A 25,734-nucleotide genomic window follows, 5' to 3' on the forward strand; every position below is an offset into this window, starting at 1 on the left:
AGGTTTTTCTCGCTACCAGCTACCCGCCACCACCTACCGCATGGTCGCGGCTTGCGCCGCTCCTACACCCTTCCCAACCTTTGCGTCAACCCCGAACCCCGGACCACCATGGAAACCCAACGAAAACACCCCCAGCAGTTCAGCTTCGAGTTCTTCCCGCCCAAGACCGAGGAAGGCAAGGCGAAGCTGGAGCAGACCCTGGCCGCGCTCGGGGCGCTGAAACCGGCCTACTTTTCCGTGACCTTCGGCGCCGGCGGCAGCACCCAGGAGGGTACCTTCGAGACGGTGAGGATGATCATGGCCGCCGGGTTCGCCGCGGCGCCGCATCTGTCGTGCATCGGCTCCACCCGCGAGAACATCCGCGCCATTCTCGAGCAGTACCGGGCGGCCGGCGTGCGGCGCATCGTGGCCCTGCGCGGCGACATGCCCTCGGGCATGCGCGAGGCCGGCGAGTTCCACTACGCCAACGAACTGGTGGCCTTCATCCGCGAGACCACCGGCGATCACTTCCACATCGAAGTGGCCGCCTATCCCGAGTTCCATCCCCAGGCCCCGGGCGCGCGGGCCGACATGGCCAACTTCGCCCGCAAGATGGCCGCCGGCGCCAACAGCGCCATCACCCAGTACTTCTTCAACCCCGACGCCTACTTCCGCTTCGTGGACGACGTGGAAAAACTGGGCGTGACCGCGCCCATCGTGCCCGGCATCATGCCCATCACCAACTACACGCAACTGGCCCGTTTCTCCGACATGTGCGGCGCCGAAATCCCCCGCTGGATCCGCAAGCGCCTCGAGGACTACGGCGACGACCGCGAGGCCATCCGCGCCTTCGGCGAGGACGTGGTCACCGATCTCTGCCACCAGCTCCTGGAGGCCGGCGCGCCGGGGCTGCACTTCTACACCATGAACCAGGCGGGGCCGACGTTGTCCATCTGGAAGAATCTGGGGCTGCCTGAGGGGTGATCCTTTTCGGGTCCTCTGCAAGGAACACGGAGGACACGGAGGCACGAAGATTGTTTTTGCAGGAGCGGCGCGAGCCGCGAATCATGCAGGGACGAGTGACGAGGGACGAGGGCCGAGGAAAAACGCGGTTGGTTGGCTTCGACAGCCTCGGCCCTCGCGACTCGGCCCTCGGCCCTGTTCATCGCGGCTCGCGCCGCTCCTACATGGCAATATCTCCCTTTTCTCTTTCATCCTGTATCCTGTTTCCATGAACAACGCCGATCTCATCCAGCGCGATCTCCGCCACCTCTGGCACCCCTGCACCCAGATGAAGGATCACGAATGGCTGCCGCTGGTGCCCATCCGCCGCGGGGAAGGGGTGTGGCTGGAGGATTTCGAGGGGAGGCGCTATCTCGATGCCATCTCCTCCTGGTGGGTGAACCTGTTCGGGCACTGCAATCCGCGCATCGGCGAGCGCGTCAAGCAGCAGCTCGACACCCTGGAGCACGTGATTCTGGCCGGCTTCACCCATGAGCCCGTGGTGGCGCTCTCCGAACGCCTGGCGGCCATCACGCCCGGCGATCTGCGCCACTGCTTCTATGCCGACAACGGCTCCTCGGCGGTGGAAGTGGCCCTGAAGATGAGCTTCCACTACTGGCAGAACCGGGGGAAGACGCAAAAACGCCGCTTCGTGAACCTGGCCAACAGCTATCACGGCGAGACCCTGGGCGCCCTGGCGGCGGGCGACGTGGCCCTGTACAAGGAGACCTACGGCCCGCTGCTGATGGAGATGCTCACCGTCCCCTCCCCCGACTGTCATGCGCGGGCGCCGGAGGTCTCCTGCGAGGAACACTCCCGGCGGATGTTCGCGCCCATGCGCGAGATGCTGGCACGCCATGGCGACGAGATCTGCGCGGTGATCGTGGAGCCGCTGGTGCAGTGCGCCGGTTACATGCGCATGTATCACCCGGTGTACCTGACGCTGCTGCGCGAGGCCTGCGACGAATTCGGCGTGCACCTGATCGCCGACGAGATCGCCGTGGGCTTCGGCCGCACCGGTACCCTGTTCGCCTGCGAGCAGGCCGGCATCGCGCCCGACTTCCTGTGCCTATCCAAGGGCCTCACCGGCGGCTATCTGCCCCTCTCGGTCACCCTCACCCACGACGAGATCTACGCCGCCTTCTACGACGACTACGCCACCCTGCGGGCCTTCCTCCACTCCCACAGCTACACCGGCAACCCGCTGGGCTGCAGCGCCGCCCTGGCCACCCTCGACATCTTTGCCGAGGACGACGTGATCGGCGACAACCGCCAGAAGGCCGCGCGCATGGCCGAACGGGCCGCGCCGCTGGCCGATCACCCCCACGTGGGCGAAGTGCGCCAGACCGGCATGATCCTGGCCATCGAGATGGTCAGGGACAAGGCGGCCCGCGAACCGTATCCCTGGCAGGAACGCCGCGGCCTCGCCGTCTACCGCCACGGCCTCGAACGGGGCGTGCTGCTGCGGCCGCTGGGCAACGTGATCTATTTCATGCCGCCGTACGTCATCACCGACGAGGAAATCGATCTCATGGTGGAAGTGGCGGCGGAAGGGATCGAAATCGCCACCGCCTGACGGCGGCAGAAGAAAGACCAGAGGCAAACGCGCGCTTTCCTCTTGCCGCTTTCCTCTTGTATCTTGAGCCAATGCCCACACCCCGCCTCCATCTTCCCGTTGCCCTCGCCGCCGGCGAAACCGTCACCCTGGACGACAACGCCCGCCGGCATGCGGTGCAGGTGTTGCGTCTGCGCGAGGGAGACCGGATCGTGCTGTTCAACGGCCGGGGCGGGGAGTGCGAGGCGCAGATCGTCGCCTGCAGCCGGCGCGAGGTGACGGCCCGCCTCCTGCGCTGCACGGCCACGGAGCGCGAATCCCCGCTGGCCGTGCATCTGGGGCTCGGCATCGCGCGGGGCGAGCGCATGGACTTCGCCCTGCAGAAGGCCACCGAGCTGGGCGTGGCGGCCGTCACGCCGCTGTTCACCGAGCGGGTGGTGGTGCGGCTCGACGACAAGCGCGCGGCGAAACGCCTTGCGCACTGGCAGGGCGTGATCGTCGCCGCCTGCGAACAGTGCGGCCGCAACCGGCTGCCCGTGCTGCATGCGCCGCAGCCGCTGGCGACCTGGCTCGCCGGGCGCGACGAGACCCGGCGCCTGTTCCTCGATCCGCAGGCCACCCAGGCCCTGGGCGGGCTGCCCGCCCCTGCGGGCCCGCTGGCCCTGGCCATCGGGCCGGAGGGCGGCTTCACCGGCGACGAACGCCGGGCCATCGCCGCGGCGGACTTCACCGGCGTGCGCCTGGGCCCGCGGATCCTGCGCACCGAGACCGCCGTTCTCGCCGCGCTGGCGGCGGTGCAGGTGTTGTGGGGGGATCTCGGTGGCGGGTAGCGGGGTAATCTCGCAAGCCGGTGCAAGTCCCGTAGGCCGGCTCAAGCGCAGCGGAGCCGGCATTGTGGGTGTAACACGTTTTCGCCGGCTCCGCTGCGCTTGAGCCGGCCTACGGGACGGGGTCGCGGCTTGCGCCACTCCTACGGGGGAGGGTCGCAAACCCGCTACCCCTTCTGCAGACGGTCGATGCGGGCTTCGAGTTCGTCGAGGTCGGGGATGAGGAGGGTGCGGTCGTTGATGCGCAGTTCGGCGGCGGTGCAGGGGCGGCGGCTGCGGGCCTCCTGCTTGCCAAGGGTGGTGGGCTGCACCAGTTGCAGGCGCGGGATGCCCTGCAGGACCACGGCGACATAGGGCACGCGGGGATTGCGGTTGAGGGTGTTGAGGACGGCGATGCGGGCGCCGCCGAGGGCGGTGTATTCGCCGTCGCTGAGGCGTTCGAAGGAGACCAGCGGCACCTGGTGATCGCGCCACAGGAACTTGCCCAGCAGCCAGTCGGGGGCGTCGGCGATGGGCTCGGCGTCCTGGTAGCCGATGACCTCGGCCACGGCGGCGTTGGGCAGCAGCAGGTATTCGCCCTGCACGGGCATCAGCAGGCAGTGCACGGCGTCGATCCGCTTGCCGGGCAGGGCGCTCTGGCGCGGGGTCGGCGTGGCTGTGGTTTCGCTCATGGTCTCCTCGGCGCACGTGGCGCGTATGCTTGTCAGGCTGTCAGTTCTGATAGCGGCGGATCAGTTGCCCTGCCAGCTGGCGTGGCGTGCCGGCATAACCGCTGAGGCCGGCCTCGCGCACCTTGTCCGGCATGTTGCTGATCACGCAGCTCTCGGCGCTCTGGGTCCAGACCTCGCCGCCGGCGGCGGCCACGGCGGCGGTGCCCTGCAGGCCATCGTCGCACATGCCGCTGAAGACGATGGCATGGCAGCGCGCGCCGTAGCGGCCCGCCAGATCGGCCATGACCGTGTCGATGGACGGGCTGTAGGGGCCGCTTGCCTCCATCGGCAGCAGTTCCACCGCGCCGATCGGGTTGATGCGCAGGCGCTCGCGGGTCGGCACCACCAGGGCCTCGCCGTGGCGCAACACGTGCCCCACCCGGGCGGGAGCCACCCGCAGGGGCGTGACCCGATCCAGCTGCCCGGCGAGCAACCGGTTGAAATGATCGCCCATGTGCTGGGCGATCACGAAGGCCACCGGCAGATCCGCGGGCAGGGCGCCGAGAAACTGCTTGAGGGCATCGGGCCCGCCCAGCGAGGCGCCGAGCACCCACACTTCGCGCGCCGGCTGCTGACGCAGATCGAACTGGCCGCTGGGCTCCGGCGCCGGTTGCCAGCCCAGATCCACGTCCAGCTCTTCCCACTCCAACCGCCCGGTGATCTCGGCGATCTTCCCCAGCAGCTTGCCGTACCACTTGGCGAGCACGGCCGGCTCGTTGAAGGTGAGGCCGCTGGCGTCGTTGAAGATGATCGGCACGTCCGACTCTTCCAGCAGGCGCTCGAGCAGAGCGTGATCCTGCATGTGTTCGTCCACGTCCAGCAGCAGCACGTCGGCCCGCCGGCTGCCAAGCTTGTTCAGCAACACCGGCGACAGGGGCTCGTTGAACACCACGCGCAGGCCCTGGCGCTCCAGCACCTGCTGCAGGTGCTGCCGGTGCCGCAGGGAGTTGGACACGATGGCCAACTGCACGCAGCCCAGCTCGCTGGTTCCTTCCCCCGTCATGTCTCCAGTGTAATCAAGGGGGCGTCCGCCGGCCATCCGGCGGCGCGCCGCCGCTGCATCATGCACCGGTCAGCGTGCGGATGTTCTCCAGCAGTTCCCCCTCGTTGAAGGGCTTGCCCAGGTAGGCGTTGACGCCGATGTCCATGGCCCGCTGCCGGTGCTTGTCGGCGGTGCGGGAGGTGATCATGATGATGGGCACGTCCTTCAGGCGTTCGTTGTTGCGCACGTTGGTGGCCAGCTCGTAGCCGTCCATGCGCGGCATCTCCACGTCGAGCAGGATCACATCCGGCACCACTTCCTGCAACTGGGAGAGGGCGTCCACCCCGTCCTTGGCGGTGAGCACTTCGTAATCGTGGCGCGCCAGCAGGCGGCTGGTGACCTTGCGCACGGTGATGGAGTCGTCCACCACCATGACCGTGGGCCTGACCGCCTCCGTCTCGGCCGGCGCGGCCACCGTCACCAGTTCCTCGGCGCCGCTGGCGGCCATCAGGCGGATCAGCACGCCCAGATCGAGGATCAGCACCACCTCGCCCTCGCCGGTGATGGTGGCGCCGCTGATCCCGCGCAGGGTGGAGAGCTGCGGCCCCACCGGCTTGACCACCACCTCGCGCGAGCCGATCAGGCTGTCCACCTGGATGGCGGCGCGGAACTCGCCGGAGCGCACCAGCAGCAGCGGCACCCGCTGGCCTTCCGGCGGCGGGATCTGGGGGCCGAGGCCGATCATCTGGCTGAGACTCATCAGCGGATAGTCCTCGTCCACCCAGTGATAGGCCGGGTGTTCCTGCTCGCCGAGGGCCGCGAACTCGTCGGCGCGGATGCGCTCCACCGCGGCCACCGAGAGCAGCGGCACGGCGAAGGTCTCCTCGCCCACCCGCACCATCAGGGCGCGGGTGATGGACAGGGTCATGGGCATGCTGATGGTGAAGGTGGTGCCCTGGCCCGGTTCCGATTCGATGTCGATGAGGCCGCCGAGCTGCTTGACCTCGGTGTTGACCACGTCCATGCCCACGCCGCGGCCGGCCACCTGGCTGACGCTCTCGGCGGTGGAGAAACCCGGCTCCATGATCATGTTCAGCAGCACGTCGCGGGGCACGGTAACGCCCGGCTCGAGCAGGCCCCGTTCGATGGCCTTGCGCTGCACGGCGTCGAGATCGATGCCGGCGCCGTCGTCGCGGATCCGCAGAATCATGTCGGAACCTTCGCGGCTGAAGCTCAGCTCGATGGTGCCGGTCTCGGGCTTGCCGGCGATGCGCCGCTGGGCCGGGCTTTCGATGCCGTGGGCGATGGCGTTGCGCAGCATGTGTTCGATGGGCGGGATGATCCGCTCCAGCACCGAGCGATCCAGCTCGCCTTCCATGCCCTCGAGCCTGAGCTGCACCTGCTTGCCCAGCTCGGCGGCGGTCTGGCGCACGATGCGCCGCAGGCGCGGCGCCTGGCCGGAGAAGGGCACCATGCGGGTGCGCATCAGGCCTTCCTGCAGTTCGGTGTTGACCCGCGACTGCTGCAGGAGCAGGGTTTCCGATTCCTGGGTGAGGTTGGCCAGGATCGCCCGCAGGGAGTCGAGGTCGGCCAGCGATTCCATCATGCCCCGGGAGAGCTGCTGCATGTGGGTGAAGCGGTCGAACTCCAGGGGGTCGAACTCGTCGTAGTCGCGGCTCAGGGTCTCTTCCTGGCGGTACTGGATCTGGGCCTCGGTCTCGATCTCGAAGGCCCGCAACTGCTGGCGCAGGCGGGCGACGGTCTCGTCCAGCTCGCGCAGGTTGTAGCGGAAGGCGTTGGTCTGCTGCTCCAGGCGCGAGCGGTAGATGCTCACCTCGCCGGCGAAGTTGACCAGGTTGTCGAGCAGTTCGGCGCGCACCCGCACCTGTTCCTGGGGCGCCAGGCGGGCCGACTGGCGCCGTTCGGGCGGCTCGGCTTCCGGCGCCGGCGCGGCCGGCGGGGCCGGTTCGGGTTCGGGTTCGGGCTCGGGCTCGGGCGCCGGCGGGGCGCTCTCGGCGACGGGCTTGAGGGTCACCACGTTGTCGGCCGGGGGCGGGCTGGCCTCGGCTTCTGCCGGCGCCTCGGCCGCTTCGTCGCCGGCATCGACCGACTCGACGCGCTCCCCGCTCTCGGGCTCGGGGATCTCTTCGGCGATTTCCAGCATCACCGTGTCATCTTCCGCCGCTGGCGGCGCCGCCAGCTCGATGACCTCGGTCGGCGCCTCTTCGACTTCCTCTGCCGGTTCGGTCAGATCGAGATTGGCAGGCTCGCGCGCCTCGTCTGCGTCGGCTGCAGGAGACGTCTCCGCGGTTTCGGCCGGCGGCGCGGCTTCGCTGGTGTTCTCGGGTTCGGCCGGGACAGTCGGGGTTTCCGCGCCACGGCCCAGCAGGGCGTCCACTTCGGCCAGCAGATCGGTGGCCGGCGCCAGGTGCCGGGCGGCCTTGAGATCCTCGAGCAGGCCCACCAGGCGATCCTGGGCCTTCTGCAGCAGATCGAACAGGGCCGGCGAGGGCGCGAGCTGGTCGTCGACCACCGCGGTCAGCAGCGATTCGATGGCGTGGCCGAGATCGCCGATCTCCACCACGCCGGCCATGCGCGCGCCGCCCTTGAGGGTGTGCAGCTGGCGTTGCAGGGCTTCCACCGCCGCCCGGTCGTCGGGCGCCTCGACCCAGCCGGCCAGGGTGTTGTCGCTCTGTTCGAGGATCTCTTCGCCTTCCTCAATGAAGATTTCCAGCAGTTCCTCGTCGTAGTCCCGCGGCGGGGGCGCCTCGGCCACCGGCGGCGGCGCCGCGGGCTGCGGCATCTCCACGCTGGCGCCCGACAACTCCGCCTGCAGACGCTCGCGCAGAGCCGCCAGCCGCTCGCGCAGGGGGCCGTTGTCGTCGATTCGCGCGCCGGGGGTGTCGAGGATGGCGGTGGTGCGGGCCACGTAGTCGACCACGTCCTGCAGCAGGCTGGCGCCTTCGCTCTCCAGGGGCCGCTCGGCCGCCTGCAGATCGTGGATGTAGTGTTCGAACTCCCCGCACAGGGTCGAGAGGGCCTCGACGCCGGTGGTGCGGGAGCTGCCGGTGAGGGTGTGCATGGCCCGCAGCAGGCCGTCGGTGGCGGCGCGCTCCTTGCCCGCATCCCAGCCGCGCAGGTACTCGCGCAGGCTCTCGAGGTGGGTTTCCACCTCCTTGCGGTAGATGTCGAGCAGCACGGGATCCACGTCGGGCAGCGGCGTGGGCGGGGTTTCCGCCACCGCAGGTTCGTCCGCCGCTTCCGGCGTCTCGGCCGCCCCGGCCTCGGCTTCCGCTTCGGCCGCCGGCGCTTCGGCCTGCGCTTCCAGCTCGACCGGCTTGCCCTGGGCCAGATCGTCGGCGTGGCCCATCAGGGCGAACACCGGCTGGCGCGGCGAGCCGCCCTGCTGGAACAGCTCGAACAGCTCCGGCAGGGTCTGGCGGGCCCGCTCCAGCAGTTCGAACAGCACCGGGGTGGCCTCGATGGTGCCGTCGATCACCCGGTTGAGCATGTTCTCGAAGGCCCAGGCGAACTCGCCCACGTCCTTCGCCCCCACCAGGCGGCCCGAGCCCTTGAGGGTGTGGAAGGCGCGGCGCAGATCCTTGAGGGCGTCCTGATCCTGCGGGTTCTCCCGCCACGTCGGCAGCAGGCGGCTGATGTTCTGGTATTCCTCTTCCGCCTCTTCGAGGAAGATTTCGATGATCTCCTCGTCGATGTCGTCGGGCGGTTCCGGGGCCGCGGCGGGGGCCGGGGCCGGTGCTTGCGCTGCCGGCGGCGCCTCGGTGTCCGGCCGGGCCTCGGGCGCGGCTTCCGTCGGGACTTCGTCCTCTTCGAGGATCTCGATGCCGGCGTCGTCGGCCGGGCCCGCCTCGCCGTAACTCTCGGCCAGATCCTGCATCACGGCGTCGGCGTCGCCGACCGGCGGCTGGGCCAGGTCGGGGGCGGTGATCTCCTGGGAGGAGGCTTCCAGGGCGTCGTCGAAGCCTTCGATGGTCAGGGTCAGGGTGTCGTCGTCGGCGCTCGGCACCTCGGCGACCGGCTGTTCGTCTTCCTCCGGCAAGTGGGTGGCCACCTCGGCCAGGGGCACGTCGTTGAGGGTGATGGAGAGGGAGTCGTCTTCGTCGGCGGCCGGTTCCTCGAGGGTGAAGTCGGCGCCGCTGATCTGGGTGAGGCCCGACTGTTCCAGATCGGCCAGCGAGATGTCGTGCAGGGTTGGCTCCTCGCCGGCCAGATCCACGCTCGGGGCCTCGGGGTCCAGCTCCACCGACAGATCCTCCAGCGAGAGATCGTCCAGGGTCAGCTCAAGGGAGGGTTCCTCATCGGTGACGGTCTCGGGGGTGACCAGGTTGCGCAGGGTCTCTTCTTCCGGCGCATCCAGGTTGACGAGCGTGTCGTCCTCCTCTGCCGTCTCGACGCCCACCGACAGGTCGAGGGTGGGCTGGGTCAGATCCGGCTGGGTGAGATCCTGGTGGGTGGCATCCTCGTCCACCCCGCGCAGGGCGTCGAGCCGCCGCAGGCTGTTCTCGGAGATGTCGAGAATGGTCTCGGGATGGCCCCATTTGCCGGCCAGGGATTCCAGATAGTATTCGATGCTGGAGATGGCGTCGGCCAGCACGTCGAGGGATTCGTCGCTGGGCGGACGGCGGTTGGGCAGCAGTTCCTCGCGCACGTAGTCGCGGCAGCGCTTGATGAGGCCGGCGGCCCGTTGCAGATCGAGCATCTCCAGGCTGCCGCGGATCCGGTCCAGGGCGTCGGGAATGGCCTGCAGCCCCTCCACGGTGACGGTGTTGCGGCTGAAGTCGTTGAGGGCGTCCTTGATGTGGCCGAATTCGCCGGCGGCCTGCTCGATGACGGTCTTGAGCAGTTGCTGGTGTTCGGCCTCGCGCAGCTTGCGCTCGGCTTCGCCCGCCTCGCCCGCTTCCACCTCCTCGCTGACCTCGCGGGCCACGCTGGCCTCCTTGAGCGAGTTCTCGAGGCTGAGCATGGCGGTGGCCACGCCCATCAGGGCCTCTTCGGAGAGCGGCTCGCGGCCCTCGGCCATGGCGCCGAGCGCCTCGAGCTGATCCTGCAGCAGGCGGCGCTGCAGACCCAGGCCGATCATGCCCAGGGTGTCGGCCATCTGGTCGAGGGTGTCGATGAGCGGCCTGAGCCCTTCCGGATCCCGCTCCTCCTGGCGCATGAGCACGTCCAGGGTGTCCTTGACCCGGGCCAGATCCTCGAGCAGCACGGCCGAGACCGTGCCCAGCAGCTCGGCGTTGGGACCGGCCAGATCGGCACGCGCGTGCTCCAGGGTGCGGGCGTCGGGCAGGATGTCGTCGAGGCGGAAGGCGTCCTTCAGCTCCCGGGTGCGCGCGTCCTGCGACTGGGAGGTGGCCACGTAGTAGAGCAGGTTCTTGAGCAGTTCGTGGGGCGGCTCGCCGGCCAGGGCCATGTCGCCGCCGTCGATGATCCGCTTGATCTGCCGGTCGAGCTGGCCGAGCAGCAGCTTCACCGACACCGAGCTGTCGAGCCCGCCGTTGCGCAGCGATTCCACCAGCCCGCCGGCCACCCACAGCAGGCGGTTGATCTCCGCCTCGCCGGCCGCCGCGCGCAGGCGCTCGATGACCTCGCCGATCCGCTTGAGGCTGGCCTGGCTGTCGCGGTCCCGGAACCAGCCGAGCAGGCCCAGGTGGTAGTGGTGGCGCAGCTTCTTCGCCAGGCCCTGCAGATCGGCGGCAAGATCCGCCGGCGGCGGCGCCTGCACGCTGAGATCGGGGGTGAACAGGGCGTTCTCCGAGAGCAGGGCCTCGCCCCGCGCCGCGCGCAGATCGTTGAGCAGCGGCATCAGCACCATGGGCATGTCGTGATGCCCGGTGAGCAGGTGTTCGAGATAGTCGGGCAACTGCAGGATGCCGCGGATCAGCACCTCGTAGGCGTCTTCGCGGTTGCCGATCTGGTTCTCCAGCAGGGCCTGGACCACCGCTTCCATCTCCTCGGCGGCCATGGAGGCGCCGTACAGCTCCACCATTTGCAGGGTGCCGCGCACCTGGTGCAGGTAGTTCAGGCAGAACTGCAGGCGCGATTCGTCCTCCGGCGCCTCCACGTAGGCTTCGAGGGCCTTGCGCGCCTGCTCCAGGGTTTCGTCGATTTCCGACTTCACCCAGGAGAGGGTGTTGATGTCCAGTTCGTTGCCCGTTTTCATGTCTCACTCCGGGGCGCCGACCGGCGATACACGAGCGTGCCGGGATGGTCGACGATGGCGGTTTCGGGATGGCTCCAGTCGGTGATCTCGCCGGCGCCCAGCACCAGCAGGCCGCCGGGGCGCAGACGCCCGATCAGTTCGTCGAGGATGCGCAGCCGCTGGGGCTTCTTGAAATAGATGAGGACGTTCTGGCAGTAGATGACGTCCAGCTCGCGCAGGGGCGAGGCCTGAAGGTGCAGCAGGTTCAGGCGGGTGAAGCAGACCCGCTGGCGCAGGGCCTCCTTGACCTGATAGCGCTGCCCATCGAGCCGCTGGAAATAGCGGCCGACGAAGGCCTCGGGCAGGTTGACCAGCCGGTTGGCCGGGTAGATGCCCTCGCGGCCGGTGGCCAGGGCCGCGGCGCTGATGTCGGTGGCGGTGATGGCCGGATAGGCCCGGATGCCCCGGGCCAGCAGGGCGTCGTCGATGAGCATGGCCAGGGAGTAGGGCTCCTCGCCGGTGGCGCAGCCCACCGACCAGATCCGCAACTGGTGCGGCGCATCGGCCGCCGGCAGGCGCTCGAGCCAGGTTTCGCGCAGCATCTGCAGGGCGCGGGGATCGCGCCAGAAACGGGTTTCGTGCACCGTGAGCCGGTCGATCAGGATCTCCCACTCCACCATGCCGCGGCGGCCGTCGAGCACGTAGCGGAAATAATCGCGGTAGCGGGCGTAGCCCAGTTCGCGCATGCGGATGCTGAGGTTGGAGAGCAGGAAGCTCTTGCGCTTCTCGGGCAGGCTGATCCCGGTGCGCCGCTCCAGCAGCTCGCTCCACTGCCGGAACTCGTAGGCGTCCATGGGCGCCAGCGCCTTGCGCGCCCAGGTCGCCTGCGATCTGTCCTGCGCTGCCACCGTCATCGGCCGCCCCGGTTATGGTCGCCTGCCGCCGCCTGCTCAGGGCAGGCGGAAACCGGCGACAGAGTTGCGCAGTTCGTTGGCCAGCTCGGCGAGGTTGCCGATGGAGGCCGCCGTTTCGTTGGTGCCCGCCGAGGTCTGGGTGGTGATCTCCTGGATCACGTTCATGGTATCGGAGATGTTGGTGGCGGCATTGGCCTGCTGGCGGGCCGAATCGGAAATCCGCTGAATCAGCTCGGCCAGGTGCTTGGACACGGTTTCGATGGCCTCGAGGGCCTGACCGGCGTCGTGGGCCAGTTGCGCCCCGGCCACCACTTCGGCGGTACTCTTCTCCATGGAGGCCACGGCCTCGGAGGTGTCGGACTGAATGGCCTTCACCAGAGCCTCGATCTGGCGGGTGGCGTCACCGGAGCGTTCCGCCAGGCGCTGCACTTCGTCGGCCACCACCGCGAAGCCGCGGCCCGCCTCGCCGGCCATGGCCGCCTGGATGGCGGCGTTGAGGGCCAGGATGTTGGTCTGCTCGGCGATGTCGTTGATCAGCTCCACGATGTCGCCGATCTCCTGGGAGGATTCGCCGAGCCGCTTGATGCGCTTGGAGGTCTCCTGGATGTGCTCGCGGATGTTGTCCATGCCGTGGATGGTCTTCTGCACCGCTTCGGCGCCCTGCACGGCGATGTCCACCGAGCGCTGCGCCTCTTCGGCCAGCTCGGCGGCGTTGTTGGAGACCTCTTCGATGGACACCGCCATCTCGTTGATCGCGGTACTGGCATCGGTGATCTGCTGGGCCTGGTGATCGGAGGCCTCGGCCAGGTGCATGGCGGTGGCCTGGGTCTGCTGGGCGGCCGAGGAGACCTGCTGGGTGGTGTCGTTGATCGCCGACACCAGGTTGCGCAGGGCGTCGATGGCGTAGTTGATGGAGTCGGCGATGGCGCCGGTGATGTCCTCGGTCACCGTGGCCTGTACGGTGAGGTCACCGTCGGCCAGGTCGCCCATCTCGTCCAGCAGACGCAGGATGGCCTCCTGGTTGGCGGCGTTGGTCTCTTCCGTCTGGCGCCGCTGTTCCTCGATCTCGGCCAGTCGGCGCTTGGAGTCCTTCTGCCAGGCGTAGGCCAGCAACACCACCAGGACCAGGGCGATGCCTGCGAACAGGTACACCAGCCAGGGCTCGATGCGCTGGCCGATCTGGGCCTGGTAGGCGGCGTTCACCGCGTCGATGTGCTGCGGCAGCTCGTTACTGAGCTTGAGGATGTCGTCGGCCGCCGCCGACACCTCGAACATGCCCGGCGACTTCTCGAGAATGCCGCTCACCTGCTTGCGGATCTGGGCGAACAGCTTGCGCACCTCCAGCAGCTTGGCCCGGGAGGTGGGATCGGACACCTTGCGGATGCCCATGGCCTTGTTGCCCTTGAGCATGTCTTCCACCACCCGGCCGAACAGGGCCGCGTCACGCCCGAAGCGGTCGGCGGCGGTGATCGCTTCCTCGCCGCCTTCCAGCACCCGGTTCACGTTGGTGGAGATACGCTGGGTGAGCATGAGCTGGCGGGTGGCGATGTAGACCTGGTCCGCCGGCGCCTGCTGCTCGGTCATGGCGGCCACCACCTCGTCGGAGAGGGCCAGCAGGGTGGGGATCTGTTCGTTGATGGTGGCGATGTAGTCCCGCATGGTGGAAACCACCTCGCGGCGCTGGAGGATGGTGTCCACGTCCTTGCGCAGGCGGGCCCAGGCGGTCTTCAGTTTCTCCAGGTGGCTGCGCCCCGCCGCCGGCATCAATTGTTCCTGGCGCTTGAGAATCTGTTCGAACCGGTCACGCTCCTGCTGCAGCCGCGGGAACACATCCAGATGGCCGCGGGCCGCGAGCTGGGCGTCCTTGGCGATCTGCTGGGCCAGTACGCGCTGGGCACCGATGTCCGAGATGAACTGGCGGTCCTGGGCGTCGAACCGGGCCACCCGCCCGTACATGACACCCATGGCGATCACCGAGACCACCAGGAGGACCATCATGTAGACCATGGTCCGGTTGCCTGCGCCACCTGCTTTCGTTTCGCGCTTCATTGTCCTGCTCCTGCCATCGCAATCGTATTGTAAGAATAATGATGAATCGCCGGCCCCTGACGGGCCGTTCCTCACCCCGACGAATCGTGGCCGGCGCCCGGGCCAGGCCGTGGCGCCGGCGTTTCCGGGACGGTTTCAGGCCTGCGCCGCCACCTCCCGGAAGCGGGGATTCGCCACCAGCCGTTCCAGGCTGAAGACGCCCCAGTCCTGCTCGCCCTGCCGGTAGGCGCCCTCGACGAATTCCTGCACCACCGGCTCGAGGCTGGCGGCATCGGGCAGTTTCTCCTCGTCGAAGAAATGCCGCAGCCCCAGCACCTCGTCCACCAGCAGGCCGGTGTGCAGATCGCCCTGCTGGATCACCAGCACCCGGCTGCGCCGGGTCAGTTCGCTCTGCTCGCCGGTCACGAAGCCCTTGAGATCCATGATTGGCAGCAGGCTGCCGCGCACGTTGGCGATGCCCCGCACCCAGGGCAGGGCGCTGGGCACCCGGGTGAGCGGCGGGTATTCGAGGATCTCCGTGATGGCCCCCATGGGCGCGACGAAATGATGCGGGCCGAAGCGGAAGCCGATGCCGGACCAGCTTCGCCGCACCTCGATCTGCTGGGGCAGGCCCAGCGCCTTTTCCCGGCTGCGGCTTTCGATGTGCCGCAGCAGTTCATAGGGCGTTTCGGCCATGACGGCGTTCATCAGCCGCCCAGCACGGCATTGATCTTGTTCATCAGCTCCGTTTCTTCCACCGGCTTGGTGATGTAATCCTTCGCGCCCTGGCGCATGCCCCACACCCGGTCGGTCTCCTGATCCTTGGTGGTGACGATGATCACGGGGATGTTCTGGGTCTGGGGATCCTTGGTCAGGGTGCGGGTGGCCTGGAAGCCGTTCATGCCGGGCATGACCACGTCCATGAGGATCACTTCCGGCTGGGTCTCGCGGGCGCGGGCGATGCCGGCCTCGGCATTGTCGACCGCGTCCACTTCATGTCCATTCTTCTGCAACATGCCCGACAGCACATGGATTTCGGTCGGGGAGTCGTCGACGATCAGAATACGGGCCATGGGTTCGTGTTCTCCTGATGGTTGCGCAGGGAGGAAACCTGCCCGTCACGCCTCTTGCCGGGCCTGGACCAGCTCACGGATGGCGCCGAGCAGTTCTTCTTTGGTAAAGGGTTTGGTCAAATACTGTTCCGAACCGACGATGCGGCCGCGGGCCCGATCGAACAGCCCATCCTTGCTGGAAAGCATCACCACCGGCGTGGTCTTGAAGACCTTGTTGTTCTTGATCAGGGCGGTGGTCTGATAGCCGTCGAGCCGCGGCATCATGATATCCACAAAAATGATGTCCGGTCGATGGTCGGCGATCTTCGCCAGGGCCTCGAATCCGTCGGAGGCGGTGATCACCTCGCAGCCCACCTTCTTCAGCAACGTTTCGGCCGTGCGGCGGATGGTCTTGCTGTCGTCGATGACCATCACCTTGAGACCCTGATACAAGTCTTCCATCGGTTTCTCTGCCAGCACCATGCAACTACCTGTTTTGTATGAGATTTATCAGGAAAATCCGCGAACGGGGCCGAAGATCGTTCCTGCAATTTCAGGAGGCTAACCGGGCATTCTTCATACGTTAACTTAAATTTTCACGATAAGTCCATATTTTATAGAATATTTTATGAAGAATTGCCATAAAAGCGGGTCATCGATCATAGCCTATTCCCGTGACCGGTTAACAGCCATAGGTAGCGATTCGGTCAATCGGGGGCAAACTTTAGGTTTCGCGCCTAATCAAAAGGTTATACTTTTCCGAAGCCAAGGCCATTTTATGGCAAGATCGGCGTATCCGGCCCACAATGCCGTTGCGGCAGACAGATCCCGCTTCCCCCAGCCACGAGAGCGCTCATGAGTGTCGAACACCTGCATGCCGTCCCCCATCTGACCACGGCCCTCTCCGGCCCCCTGCACGACATCGAATCCCACCTGCTGGCCAACCAGGCCGCCATCGAGGCCTGGTTCCGCAGCGAGTGGCTCAAGACCCCGGCGCCGTTCTACGCCTCGGTGGACATGCGCAATGCCGGCTTCAAGGTGGCCCCGGTGGACACCAACCTGTTTCCGGCCGGCTTCAACAACCTCAATCCGGCCTTCCTGCCGCTGTGCATCCAGGCCGTGCAGTCGGCGCTGGAGCGGCTCGCGCCGCGGGCCCGGCGCATCGTCATCGTGCCCGAGAACCACACCCGCAATCGGTTCTATCTGGCCTCGGTGGCCACCCTCCAGGCGATCCTGGTCAAGGCCGGCTTCGAGGTGCGGGTCGGATCCCTGCTGCCGGATCTCGACGGGCCGCGCGAATTCGACCTGCCCGGCGGCAAGCGCCTGACCCTCGAACCGCTCGAACGGCAGGGGGACAAGGTGCGGGTGGGCGACTTCGAACCGTGCATCGTGCTGCTCAACAACGATCTGGCCGAAGGCCGGCCGCCGATCCTCGAGGATCTGGCCCAGGTGGTGCTGCCACCGCTGGAACTGGGCTGGAGCAACCGCCTCAAGTCCGAGCACTTCGCCCATTACCGGCAGGTGGCGCGCGAATTCGCCGCCCGCATCGACATCGATCCCTGGTTCATCGATCCCCTGTTCCGCAACTGCGGCGAGATCAACTTCATGAAGCGCGAGGGCGAAAACTGCCTGCGCAGGAACGTCAACGCCCTGCTCGAGGCGATCCGGAAGAAATACGACGAATACGGCATCGACAAGGCCCCCTTCGTGGTGGTCAAGGCCGATGCCGGCACCTACGGCATGGGCATCATGATGGTGCACGATGCCGACGAAGTGGTGGAACTCAACCGCAAGCAGCGGACCAAAATGGCCGCCAGCAAGGGCGGCCTGGCGGTGACCCAGGTGATCATGCAGGAAGGGGTCTACACCTTCGAGACCTGGGGCGAGGAACAGGCGGTGGCCGAACCGGTGGTCTATCTGGTCGATCACTTCGTGGTCGGCGGCTTCTACCGGGTGCACACCGACCGGGGCGTGAACGAAAACCTCAACGCCCCGGGCATGCACTTCGAACCCCTGGCCTTCGCCGACACCTGCAACAACCCCGACCGCAGCAAGGCGCCCGACGCCCACCCCAACCGCTTCTACACCTATGGCGTGATCGCCCGCCTGGCCCTGCTGGCGGCGGCCCGCGAGAATGCCGAGGCCGTCTGAGCGCATGACCATCCGCCTCGCCGTGGTGATGGACCCCATCGGCTCCATCCGCATCGCCAAGGACAGCACCTTTGCCATGCTGCTGGCCGCCCAGGCCCGCGGCTGGGAACTGCACTACCTGGAACAACCCGATCTCAGCCTGGCCGATGGCCGCGCCCACGGCCGCCTGCACCCCCTGCAGGTGCGCGACGATCCGGCCGGCTGGTACACCCTGGGCGACCCCGCCAACCGCCCGCTGGCGGAGCTGGACGTGATCCTGATGCGCAAGGATCCGCCCTTCGACATGGACTACATCTACAGCACCTATCTGTTGGAGCTGGCCGAGGCCGAGGGCGTGCTGGTGGTCAACCGTCCCCAGAGCCTGCGCGACGCCAACGAGAAGCTCTACACCGCCTGGTTCCCCCAGTGCACGCCGCCCACCACCGTCAGCGCCCGGCAAGACATCCTGCGCGCCTTTCTCGCCGAGCACGGCGATATCATCCTCAAGCCCCTCGACAGCATGGGCGGGGCTTCCATCTTCCGCGTGCGGGAGGGCGATCCCAACCTCGGCGTGATCCTCGAAACCCTCACCCATCACGGCCGGCGCCTGACCATGGCCCAGCGCTACCTCCCCGAGATCCGGGACGGCGACAAGCGCATCCTGCTGGTGGACGGCGAACCGGTGCCGTATGCCCTGGCGCGCATCCCGGCCCCCGGCGAGACCCGCGGCAACCTCGCCGCCGGCGGCCGCGGCGAAGGGGTGCCCCTGAGCGAGCGGGATCGCTGGATCTGCGAACAGGTGGCCCCCACCCTGCGCGAGAAGGGCCTGCTCTTCGTGGGCCTGGACGTGATCGGCGACTGGCTCACCGAGATCAACGTCACCAGCCCCACCTGCATCCGCGAGCTGGATGCCCTCTACGATCTGGACATCGCCGGCCAGCTCATGGACGCCATCGCCGCCCGCCTCGAGGCCCGCTCATGATCCGCGCCCTGCTCCTGCCCCTGCTTGTGGTGCTCCTGGCCGCCTGCAACCAGCCCACGGCCGAGCGCCACGACACGCAACTGGTCTTCGGCACCCTGGTGGACGTGACCGTCTACGGGGTGGACGAGGCCACCGCCCAGCAAGCCTTCACCCAGCTGCGGGAAGACTTCAGGCTGATGCACTTCATGTGGCACCCGTGGAAGCCGGGGCCGCTGGGGCGCACCAACGAACTGCTGGCCCTGCAGGCCCCCTTCTCCGCCAACCCCTCGATCCTGCCGCTGATCGAAAAGAGCCTGCCCCTCAGCCAGGCCTCCGATCACCTGTTCAATCCGGCCATCGGCAAGCTGCTCGATCTGTGGGGCTTCCACAGCGACGAGCCGCCCCAGGGCCCGCCGCCGGATCCGGCGGCCATTGCCGCCCTGGTGGCCGCCGAGCCGAAACTGGAAGACATCGAGATCCGCGGCGTGGTGATGCGCGGCACCAACCCGGCCGTGAAGCTCGACTTCGGCGCCATGGCCAAGGGGCTGGCCATCGATCGGGGCATCGAGGCCCTCAGGGCCCTGGGCGTGAAGAACGCCGTGATCAACGCCGGCGGCGATCTGAAGGTGATCGGCCGCCACGGCGATCGCCCCTGGCGGGTGGGGATCCGCGCCCCCCGCGGCGAGGGCGTGCTGGCGGTGCTCGACGTGCACGACGGCGAGGCGGTCTTCACCTCCGGCGACTATGAACGCTACTTCGTGTGGGAGGGCAAGCGCTATCACCACATCCTCGACCCGCGCACCGGCTATCCCGCCGAAGGCACCCGCTCGGTGACCGTGATCCACCCCGACGCGGCCACCGCCGATGCCGCCGCCACCGCCCTGTTCGTGGCCGGCCCAAGCCTGTGGCCGAAAATCGCCCGGCAGATGGGCCTCGATCAGGTGCTGCTGATCGACGCCGAGGGCGTGCACCACGTCACGCCGAAGATGCAGGCGCGATTGAAATACGCCCGGGAACCCCAGCGGCAACACGTGGTCGATCCCACAGCAACCGATAGTCCGAAGCCATCCCGTTCATGAAAACCCGCACACCCTGGCCACCGCACAAGGCGGCGCTATAATCCGGATCCCATGGCCACGCTCGCCCAACCCAATCCGCATCCCGGCGTTTCCTCCTTCGACCGGCTCAGTCTGACGGTATTCCTGGCCATTGCCTTCCATGCCATCATGATTCTTGGCGTCACCTTCAACCTCACGCCGCCCGAGAATGCCGCGCTGACCACCATGGAAGTCACCCTGGTCAGCAACAAGTCGCAGGAGGCCCCGGACGACGCCGAATACCTGGCCCAGGCCAACCAGCTCGGCGGCGGCGACCGGCGCGAAAAGGTGCGTGATTCAAGCCCCTTCTCCAACCCGGCGCCGGCGGCCGAACGGGGCATCGCGCCCAACAGCCCCCGCGCCCTCGCCCTCCCCCCACTTCCCCGGGACAAGACCCGGCAGGAAGTGCTCACCGCCGAACAGGCAAGCCGGAAGACCGACAGCCAGCCCATGCACGAACCGCTGCCCGTGCCCGAGGCCCGGATCAGCGCAGCACAACTGTTCGAACGCAGCCAGGAACTGGCCCGCCTCTCGGCCAAGATCGATCAGATCCGCAAGACCTACGCCGTCAGCCCGCGCCAGACCTACGTGCGCGGCGCCAACGCCAAACAATACCGTTTCGCCAGCTATCTGGATGCCTGGCGGGCCAAGGTGGAACGCATCGGCAACCTCAACTACCCCCAGGAAGCCGTGGACAAGGGCATCAACGGCAGCCTGCTGCTGGACGTGGCCATCAACCCCGACGGCAGCCTGCACTCGGTCAGGCTGCTGCGCTCATCGGGCCACAAGATCCTCGATGACGCCGCCAAACGCATCGTCAGACTCGCCGCCCCCTATCCGCCACTCAGCGAGGAAATCCGCAAGGACACCGACATCCTGCACATTCCCCGCGTCTGGCACTTCCGCAGCGGCAAGGGCCTGTCCACGAGCCTGCAATAAACATTGCGGGAAGAAAACCGCGTCGGGCTCAATGACTCAATTCTTCGGTCCTTGAAAGTGTGGGATTCGCTGGTAGAATGAAAGCCATGCACGACACACGCGCAACGCAACCGCCATTTCGAATACCCGGCAGACCCACGCGGTCCGCCGGGGATGTAGCTCAATGGTAGAGCAGCGGGTTTATACCCCGTAGCGCCAGATAAGCGGCAGGTTGTGGGTTCGAATCCCACCATCCCCACCACTTTGCCGCCTGCAGAATCGCCGTTCAGCCTACCGTTCCCAGTTTCGCGCCTGCAGTTCGTCGCGAAGTCTCTGCATGGCAGGCTTCTCAGTCCCATCGTGACGACTCAGCCCCAATGTACCAAGATACGCTCTGAACGCGGATTCATAAGGGCTACCAGACATGCCGTAATCAATGACCCACTGGTCAACGGTCGACGTTGCAACATCATATTGCCAGGCAAGATCAACAAGCCGAATCCGGTCGATGTGATTGTCCCAGGCATCGAATACCGCTGAAATGAAATCCGCCTGTTGCGCTTCGCTGCTATTGGTCAGCGCCCCAGACGGGTAACCACACTCCTGCAACAAGATGGTTTTACCCGCAATCTTGTTGACCATGACGCCAAAATCGCTGGCCACGGTGGAAATCGGCCGAACCGTGAAATCGGCATTCAAGGGATAATAAGTGAATACCGCATTGTCGAGATCGGGCAACAAACTCAAATATAAAGCGGATTTTTCCGTATCCTTCAACACCGAAAACTGAACGATACTGCTTACCTGAACACTTGCCCCCCACAGACTGCGCACCTTTGCCTTCGCGGCCTGAAAGAATGTTTGCCACTGTGCCCAGCGAGCAGCATCTTTGCCAAGATACGCATCAATCTCATTGCCAATATGTATCCACTTGAGTTTTCCGCTTGCATTCAACGTTGACAGGTTCGAATGAAGATTGACAAGAAACAGGCCGAACGCATCAATGACCCGTTGATCGTCATACGCCAAACCAACCAAATCCGCAGGCATCGAAGGCCCAGACGTATCGAGCGGACGCAACACCAGCGCCAGATCACCCACCTGCAAAGGATAGTAAGCATCCATGATCACCAGCAAGGTGTCGTCATAGTTGCCTACGGCCGGCTCCAGCAATGCCCAATCCAGAGATACACTCACCTCACGCACCCCAAGCGCAACCGCCTGGTCATAGGCCATCGCATAGGTCACTGACGGTATTTCCTTCACATCCATCCCAAGGACACGAGCACCTTGTGATGGCGTAAAAGACGAATCAGAATTCGCGCCCCCACTACCGCAACCTACAAGAAAGGCAGCAACGACCATAAAGACAATCGTTTTTGTCATGTTATTCAGCACTGTTGCTGCGGCAATGAAATATTGATTCATGATGTTTATCGTAGACCACCTGACGCTGGCCCGCGGTCACTAACACAGCCCTCTGACCCTTGCCGCAAGCCAGGGTGACACAGCCGTCACCGCAAGGACCAGAACAAACAAATCCCCCTTTCTCACGTCAAATACCTGCATGATTTCGGCCCAGGTTTTACCCACGACAAAATAACCGAACACACCCTCAAACAGCAATGTGAGAACCACCCAAAACAGGCCAACTGCAATATATACCGATTGCGTTGATGGACCGAGACGGGGGACAAAAATGAAAGAGACGACAAAAACCAGAACGCCCAAGGAGACACCGCTGACAGGCAACGCCAAATCGGAGCCGATTAGCGGCACCAGCATTTTCTCTCTCATCACACCATTGACAATGGCAACAAGTACGATTACGAACCAAACAAGAAGTGCCTTGGCGAATATTCTGACCACGTACTGATGAGACTTAACGCCAAAATAACCTGCGCCAAATACGACGCACAGCGGCGTATTTGGCGTCAAGGTTAATTTTCTTGTTAGCGTTCAATTTTATATAGAGTGATATATTTTTTTGTCTAACTGCAGAACAATAAATACAGAGATATATAACCACACAAGCGAAACTATGAATATTATTGGCATTATATCCATGAAGAAAATTAATATATCATTCCCATCCGCAGCATCTGCATTATGGATTACAAAATACCAATAAAGAACAAGCCCAGGAATATTCAATAACGGAATCCTCTTAACAAGCTTCTTTATTGCACTGGTACTTTTATTCCAATACACAATAACAAACAAAGCATAAAGAACAATAAACGGCTCAACCACTGCCGCCAATACTCCCTGAAGCACAATTTGTATAATTTTTACTTCAAAAATATACAATAAAGAATACGGGATAACTACAGCCACAATTATCAGGGAAATAAATATGAAATGTTTTTCCGTCACCATTACAAACGCTAACGACCAAGCTGCGCGGTGGGAACGAAGCGCAGCGTAGTGAGCATCCGCACGAGCGCCTTGTTAGCGCCCACCTGGCACTACCTCATATACACGCAAATAATTTTCACCCGACAAGGATCGACTGAGTTCGCCAACCACATTCGCCTCAAATAATGCACCAATTGAATTTAAGAATGTTTTTGGTTTACTACACAAGTACGCATCATCTATAGATAAGGATTCCCCCTTCCCCAACCCCCAAAACTCGGTATGGCCATTATTCGGGTTTCTGAAATACACTGCCATTTCTTCACTTGTTACATAAACGAAATATGACCTTATCCCAATTTCCTTTGACACTAAGACTTGCCGTTTTATATCTTTAAACACGTGACCCGCTTTCTGTGTCTTTGGTTGGTTCTTCCCGCCGGGCGGGTCACGATCATATTTAAACTCTAATGCTATGGAACCCTCTTTATATGAAGGCAACCACATATCAATCTTTGCCCTATCTATCTTAGGATGAGGATACTCCAATACAACCTGATCTGGGGTGACGCCAGCCCGGAGTAGCGCCGCGAAGAAGGTGTATCTAACAGAATCCTCTGTCGTAACAACTTTTCGTTCAAATCGCTCGTCCAGCAGCTTTCCAAATTCTTCGAATATCTCGATCATTTGTTTTAGCGCTAACGGCAACCATCACCGGCGCGCGTTTTGGCGCGGCCGGTAGATGGTTTTGTTAGCGCAGCATCTTCATGCGTAGATAGAGTCAATTCATATATTAAGTTTACTAGAAGAACATATGAATACCCTATAACCAAACCATAAACACTAAACAACAAAATTATTCCAAAAAAATCTTTTAACTTAAAATATGATCCTGATTCATACAATAGCCATGCAAAAAGAGTAACCGCCATCACCGCCAAGAATATGAATGGAACAATATATGACAACCTCCGTATTTGTATTTCATTCTTTCTTCTCGCCCAAATAATAATCCCTACACACATAATCAAATATGGAATCCCGCCAAACGCTAAAGAGAAAAACAATAGCACTGATAAGACATTATTTATTCCAAATGGATATAAACCAATCGGAACGATAATTGGCGTTGCTAGCGAGATTAAGAAATAGCGTTTTCCTAGGGTCATATTTTCTCGCGCTAACGACAAGCTGTGCGGCGCAAACGAAGCGCAGCGTAGTTTGCGTCCGAACAAGCACCTTGTTATGTGTTTCTTGATTCATTGGCTTCTGCCCAATCTAAAAATATTTGCAGAAGTTCTTTAAGCTTTTGAGGTCCTCCACACCCAATAAATTTGGGCCCTTCTTTTTTACAATGAAGCCAATCGGACTCATTTTTATTTTGGTATTTATATTCTTCAAATGGAATGTTTTGTAGATAACTATCATCCAAATCGACTTCCAAGGACCAGCCTGGATTATCAATATTTCCAATTTCTAATCCATATGTATGCTCCCAATCTCCATTGCAATTTGCCTCATACCAATTTTGTAATCTTGCAAGTATATCGTTCATTTTTATTACACATAACGACAAAGATAACTTGCGCCAAATACGACGCGCAGCGGCGTATTTGGCGTCAAGGTTAATTGGCTTGTTAGGTTTTTACCTTTCAATTCCTCTTTCAAAGCTTTTAAGTTTGCCTAATGCTGAACCCACCCTGACATGCTCTCACAATAGACATTAAACATTGGAGTTATTTGCTTTTGATCGTTTATTGCGCCGTAGAACACCATAAATAGCCCAGGATATCTGGCGTTTTTATTGTATATGGGGCTACCGCAATTACTGCAGAAATATTTTTCTCCTTTTCCTTCTGCAGAATATGATGCAAGCGACTTGTTTCCTTTTCTGACATGGAGATCGCTTTCATTTACGACCAGATATGTTGAAAATGCACCGCTATTTCTCTTTTTACAATCATCGCAATGGCAATTCAGGATGATCCTTGGTTCTCCGGTAACTTTAAACGACACATCACCACAGTGACAGGATCCTTGTATTTCACTTTCCATAGTCGCTTCCTTGTTTAAAACCTAACGACCAAGCTGTGCGGCGCAAACGAAGCGCAGCGTAGTTTGCGTCCGAACGAGCGCCTTGTTAGGCAATGAATTTCTACCTGCCCACATTAGGAAAGCTGATCATGCACAATAATAGTTGTTACGCAAGCTCCCAAGGCCTTGATTTACTTCCGTGCACAGGCTTCATCACACCCGAATCTCGTAATTTTTGTGCAGCCCACCTCACATCATACTGCCACGTATAAAGTAAACGGCCAGACCTTTTTAATTCGTTCTCATATGTATCCCAAATATATTTGCAAACATCAAAAACTCGCGCGCTGCCACCATGTTTCTGTAGCACTTCGATCACCCAATCTTGCAAATCTTCGCGTGTTGCCATAGCGTTTTTTCCTTGTTGCCTAACGACAAGCTGTGTGGCGCCAACGGAGCGCAGTGGAGTTGGCGTCCGCACGAGCGACTTGTTAGATTTTATTTATTGCGAATCCTTCCAGATCATTTTGATAACCTCATCCATAGGTGGGCCAAGCCTTTCATCACGAACCTGTTTATACCAAATCACATCATCTCCAAACCGCCCACCTTGACGGTTCAATGGGGGCTCCGCTGTATGTATTAATATAGCTTCCATGTGATTTAATACTGTGGTTATATCTGGATGCGCTGCCTCTGCTTCTGCTGACAGGCTTCCATTAGTCAAGACTCGGCGAAGCCCGTACCATGAAAATCTGTCCCACCGTTCCGCCAAATCTCCCGTTCTGTGCTTTTTTAGTCTGTCAAATAATTTAGCGTGACCACTTCCAGCTTGCCCTACATACAGCAACTGATACCCTGAATAAAGCGCATAAACTCCTGTTTGTTCACGGAAGTCAATTGGCTCCATAGTCAAGTTATTCTGAGGAACACCTAGCAATTTTCCTGGCTGATTCCCTCTCCCCCAGAAAATGTCGCTTGCTTTCCAGAATAAACCAACACTTTTAATCATGCAGCTTCCTTTGAA

The 25,734-nt window shown here is 62.9% G+C and carries 23 protein-coding genes and 1 tRNA gene; 8 read left to right on the plus strand and 16 right to left on the minus strand.

From position 1 onward, the window contains the following. Positions 1-108 precede the first annotated feature (108 nt). From metF to ACZ5BH_RS03975, 3 genes are all read left to right on the plus strand, one after another. Positions 109-963, plus strand: coding sequence for a methylenetetrahydrofolate reductase [NAD(P)H] (gene metF, locus ACZ5BH_RS03965; protein ID WP_464890617.1), 855 nt, complete (start codon positions 109-111; stop codon positions 961-963). A 247-nt stretch (positions 964-1,210) separates the two neighbouring features. Beyond that, on the plus strand, positions 1,211-2,557 hold the full coding sequence (locus ACZ5BH_RS03970) for an adenosylmethionine--8-amino-7-oxononanoate transaminase (RefSeq protein ID WP_464890618.1): 1,347 nt from the start codon (positions 1,211-1,213) through the stop codon (positions 2,555-2,557). Between the two features lie 71 nt (positions 2,558-2,628). Next, complete coding sequence (locus tag ACZ5BH_RS03975) at positions 2,629-3,366, plus strand: 16S rRNA (uracil(1498)-N(3))-methyltransferase (RefSeq protein ID WP_464890619.1); 738 nt, start codon at positions 2,629-2,631, stop codon at positions 3,364-3,366. Positions 3,367-3,530: 164 nt separating this feature from the next. Here the strand turns inward: ACZ5BH_RS03975 and ACZ5BH_RS03980 are convergent, their stop codons facing one another. The 8 genes from ACZ5BH_RS03980 to pilG form a co-directional block, all read right to left on the minus strand. Then, a complete protein-coding gene (locus ACZ5BH_RS03980) occupies positions 3,531-4,034 on the minus strand; it encodes a chemotaxis protein CheW (protein ID WP_464890620.1) in 504 nt (167 codons plus the stop codon). A gap of 40 nt (positions 4,035-4,074) precedes the next feature. Continuing rightward, positions 4,075-5,076, minus strand: coding sequence for a chemotaxis protein CheB (locus tag ACZ5BH_RS03985; protein WP_464890621.1), 1,002 nt, complete (start codon positions 5,074-5,076; stop codon positions 4,075-4,077). Positions 5,077-5,134: 58 nt separating this feature from the next. Continuing rightward, the gene (locus ACZ5BH_RS03990) at positions 5,135-11,236 is read right to left on the minus strand and encodes a hybrid sensor histidine kinase/response regulator (RefSeq protein WP_464890622.1); all 6,102 of its coding nucleotides are present in this window, start codon (positions 11,234-11,236) and stop codon (positions 5,135-5,137) included. Further along, positions 11,233-12,069: a CheR family methyltransferase gene (locus ACZ5BH_RS03995; protein WP_464890623.1), complete on the minus strand. Its 837-nt coding sequence runs from the start codon at positions 12,067-12,069 to the stop codon at positions 11,233-11,235. Before ACZ5BH_RS03995 ends, ACZ5BH_RS03990 begins: the two co-directional genes overlap by 4 nt. 96 nt (positions 12,070-12,165) lie before the next feature. Next, on the minus strand, positions 12,166-14,178 hold the full coding sequence (locus ACZ5BH_RS04000) for a methyl-accepting chemotaxis protein (protein WP_464890624.1): 2,013 nt from the start codon (positions 14,176-14,178) through the stop codon (positions 12,166-12,168). 135 nt (positions 14,179-14,313) lie between these two features. Then, positions 14,314-14,853, minus strand: a complete 540-nt coding sequence (locus ACZ5BH_RS04005) for a chemotaxis protein CheW (protein ID WP_464890625.1) — start codon at positions 14,851-14,853, stop codon at positions 14,314-14,316. An 11-nt stretch (positions 14,854-14,864) separates the two neighbouring features. Further along, a complete protein-coding gene (locus tag ACZ5BH_RS04010; protein WP_464890626.1) occupies positions 14,865-15,230 on the minus strand; it encodes a response regulator in 366 nt (121 codons plus the stop codon). Positions 15,231-15,275: 45 nt separating this feature from the next. Continuing rightward, the gene (gene pilG, locus ACZ5BH_RS04015; protein ID WP_464890627.1) at positions 15,276-15,671 is read right to left on the minus strand and encodes a twitching motility response regulator PilG; all 396 of its coding nucleotides are present in this window, start codon (positions 15,669-15,671) and stop codon (positions 15,276-15,278) included. A gap of 393 nt (positions 15,672-16,064) precedes the next feature. On the opposite strand from pilG, the gene gshA reads away from it, so the two are divergent. From gshA to ACZ5BH_RS04040, 5 genes are all read left to right on the plus strand, one after another. Then, on the plus strand, positions 16,065-17,360 hold the full coding sequence (gene gshA, locus ACZ5BH_RS04020; protein ID WP_464890628.1) for a glutamate--cysteine ligase: 1,296 nt from the start codon (positions 16,065-16,067) through the stop codon (positions 17,358-17,360). Positions 17,361-17,364: 4 nt separating this feature from the next. Beyond that, positions 17,365-18,321 (plus strand): glutathione synthase, encoded by a 957-nt coding sequence (gene gshB / locus ACZ5BH_RS04025; RefSeq protein ID WP_464890629.1) that lies wholly within the window; start codon positions 17,365-17,367, stop codon positions 18,319-18,321. Beyond that, positions 18,318-19,379: an FAD:protein FMN transferase gene (locus ACZ5BH_RS04030; protein WP_464890630.1), complete on the plus strand. Its 1,062-nt coding sequence runs from the start codon at positions 18,318-18,320 to the stop codon at positions 19,377-19,379. Before gshB ends, ACZ5BH_RS04030 begins: the two co-directional genes overlap by 4 nt. A gap of 51 nt (positions 19,380-19,430) precedes the next feature. After that, a complete protein-coding gene (locus tag ACZ5BH_RS04035; RefSeq protein ID WP_464890631.1) occupies positions 19,431-20,336 on the plus strand; it encodes an energy transducer TonB in 906 nt (301 codons plus the stop codon). Between the two features lie 149 nt (positions 20,337-20,485). Further along, positions 20,486-20,577: transfer RNA gene (locus ACZ5BH_RS04040), tRNA-Ile, on the plus strand. 29 nt (positions 20,578-20,606) lie between these two features. Here the strand turns inward: ACZ5BH_RS04040 and ACZ5BH_RS04045 are convergent. From ACZ5BH_RS04045 to ACZ5BH_RS04080, 8 genes are all read right to left on the minus strand, one after another. Next, positions 20,607-21,743, minus strand: a complete 1,137-nt coding sequence (locus tag ACZ5BH_RS04045; protein WP_464890632.1) for a hypothetical protein — start codon at positions 21,741-21,743, stop codon at positions 20,607-20,609. A gap of 39 nt (positions 21,744-21,782) precedes the next feature. Beyond that, positions 21,783-22,253, minus strand: a complete 471-nt coding sequence (locus ACZ5BH_RS04050; protein ID WP_464890633.1) for a hypothetical protein — start codon at positions 22,251-22,253, stop codon at positions 21,783-21,785. Between the two features lie 513 nt (positions 22,254-22,766). Further along, positions 22,767-23,360, minus strand: coding sequence for a hypothetical protein (locus ACZ5BH_RS04055; RefSeq protein ID WP_464890634.1), 594 nt, complete (start codon positions 23,358-23,360; stop codon positions 22,767-22,769). Between the two features lie 11 nt (positions 23,361-23,371). Further along, positions 23,372-23,842 carry a hypothetical protein gene (locus ACZ5BH_RS04060; protein WP_464890635.1) on the minus strand — a complete coding sequence of 157 codons (471 nt, stop codon included), beginning with the start codon at positions 23,840-23,842 and terminating at the stop codon, positions 23,372-23,374. A gap of 74 nt (positions 23,843-23,916) precedes the next feature. Further along, a complete protein-coding gene (locus ACZ5BH_RS04065; RefSeq protein WP_464890636.1) occupies positions 23,917-24,228 on the minus strand; it encodes an immunity 53 family protein in 312 nt (103 codons plus the stop codon). A 128-nt stretch (positions 24,229-24,356) separates the two neighbouring features. Next, the gene (locus ACZ5BH_RS04070) at positions 24,357-24,728 is read right to left on the minus strand and encodes a GFA family protein (protein ID WP_464890637.1); all 372 of its coding nucleotides are present in this window, start codon (positions 24,726-24,728) and stop codon (positions 24,357-24,359) included. Positions 24,729-24,873: 145 nt separating this feature from the next. Further along, positions 24,874-25,116: a hypothetical protein gene (locus tag ACZ5BH_RS04075; RefSeq protein WP_464890638.1), complete on the minus strand. Its 243-nt coding sequence runs from the start codon at positions 25,114-25,116 to the stop codon at positions 24,874-24,876. 93 nt (positions 25,117-25,209) lie between these two features. Further along, positions 25,210-25,719: a hypothetical protein gene (locus ACZ5BH_RS04080; RefSeq protein WP_464890639.1), complete on the minus strand. Its 510-nt coding sequence runs from the start codon at positions 25,717-25,719 to the stop codon at positions 25,210-25,212. Positions 25,720-25,734: the final 15 nt, after the last annotated feature.

This window comes from Thioprofundum lithotrophicum (genome assembly GCF_055387065.1).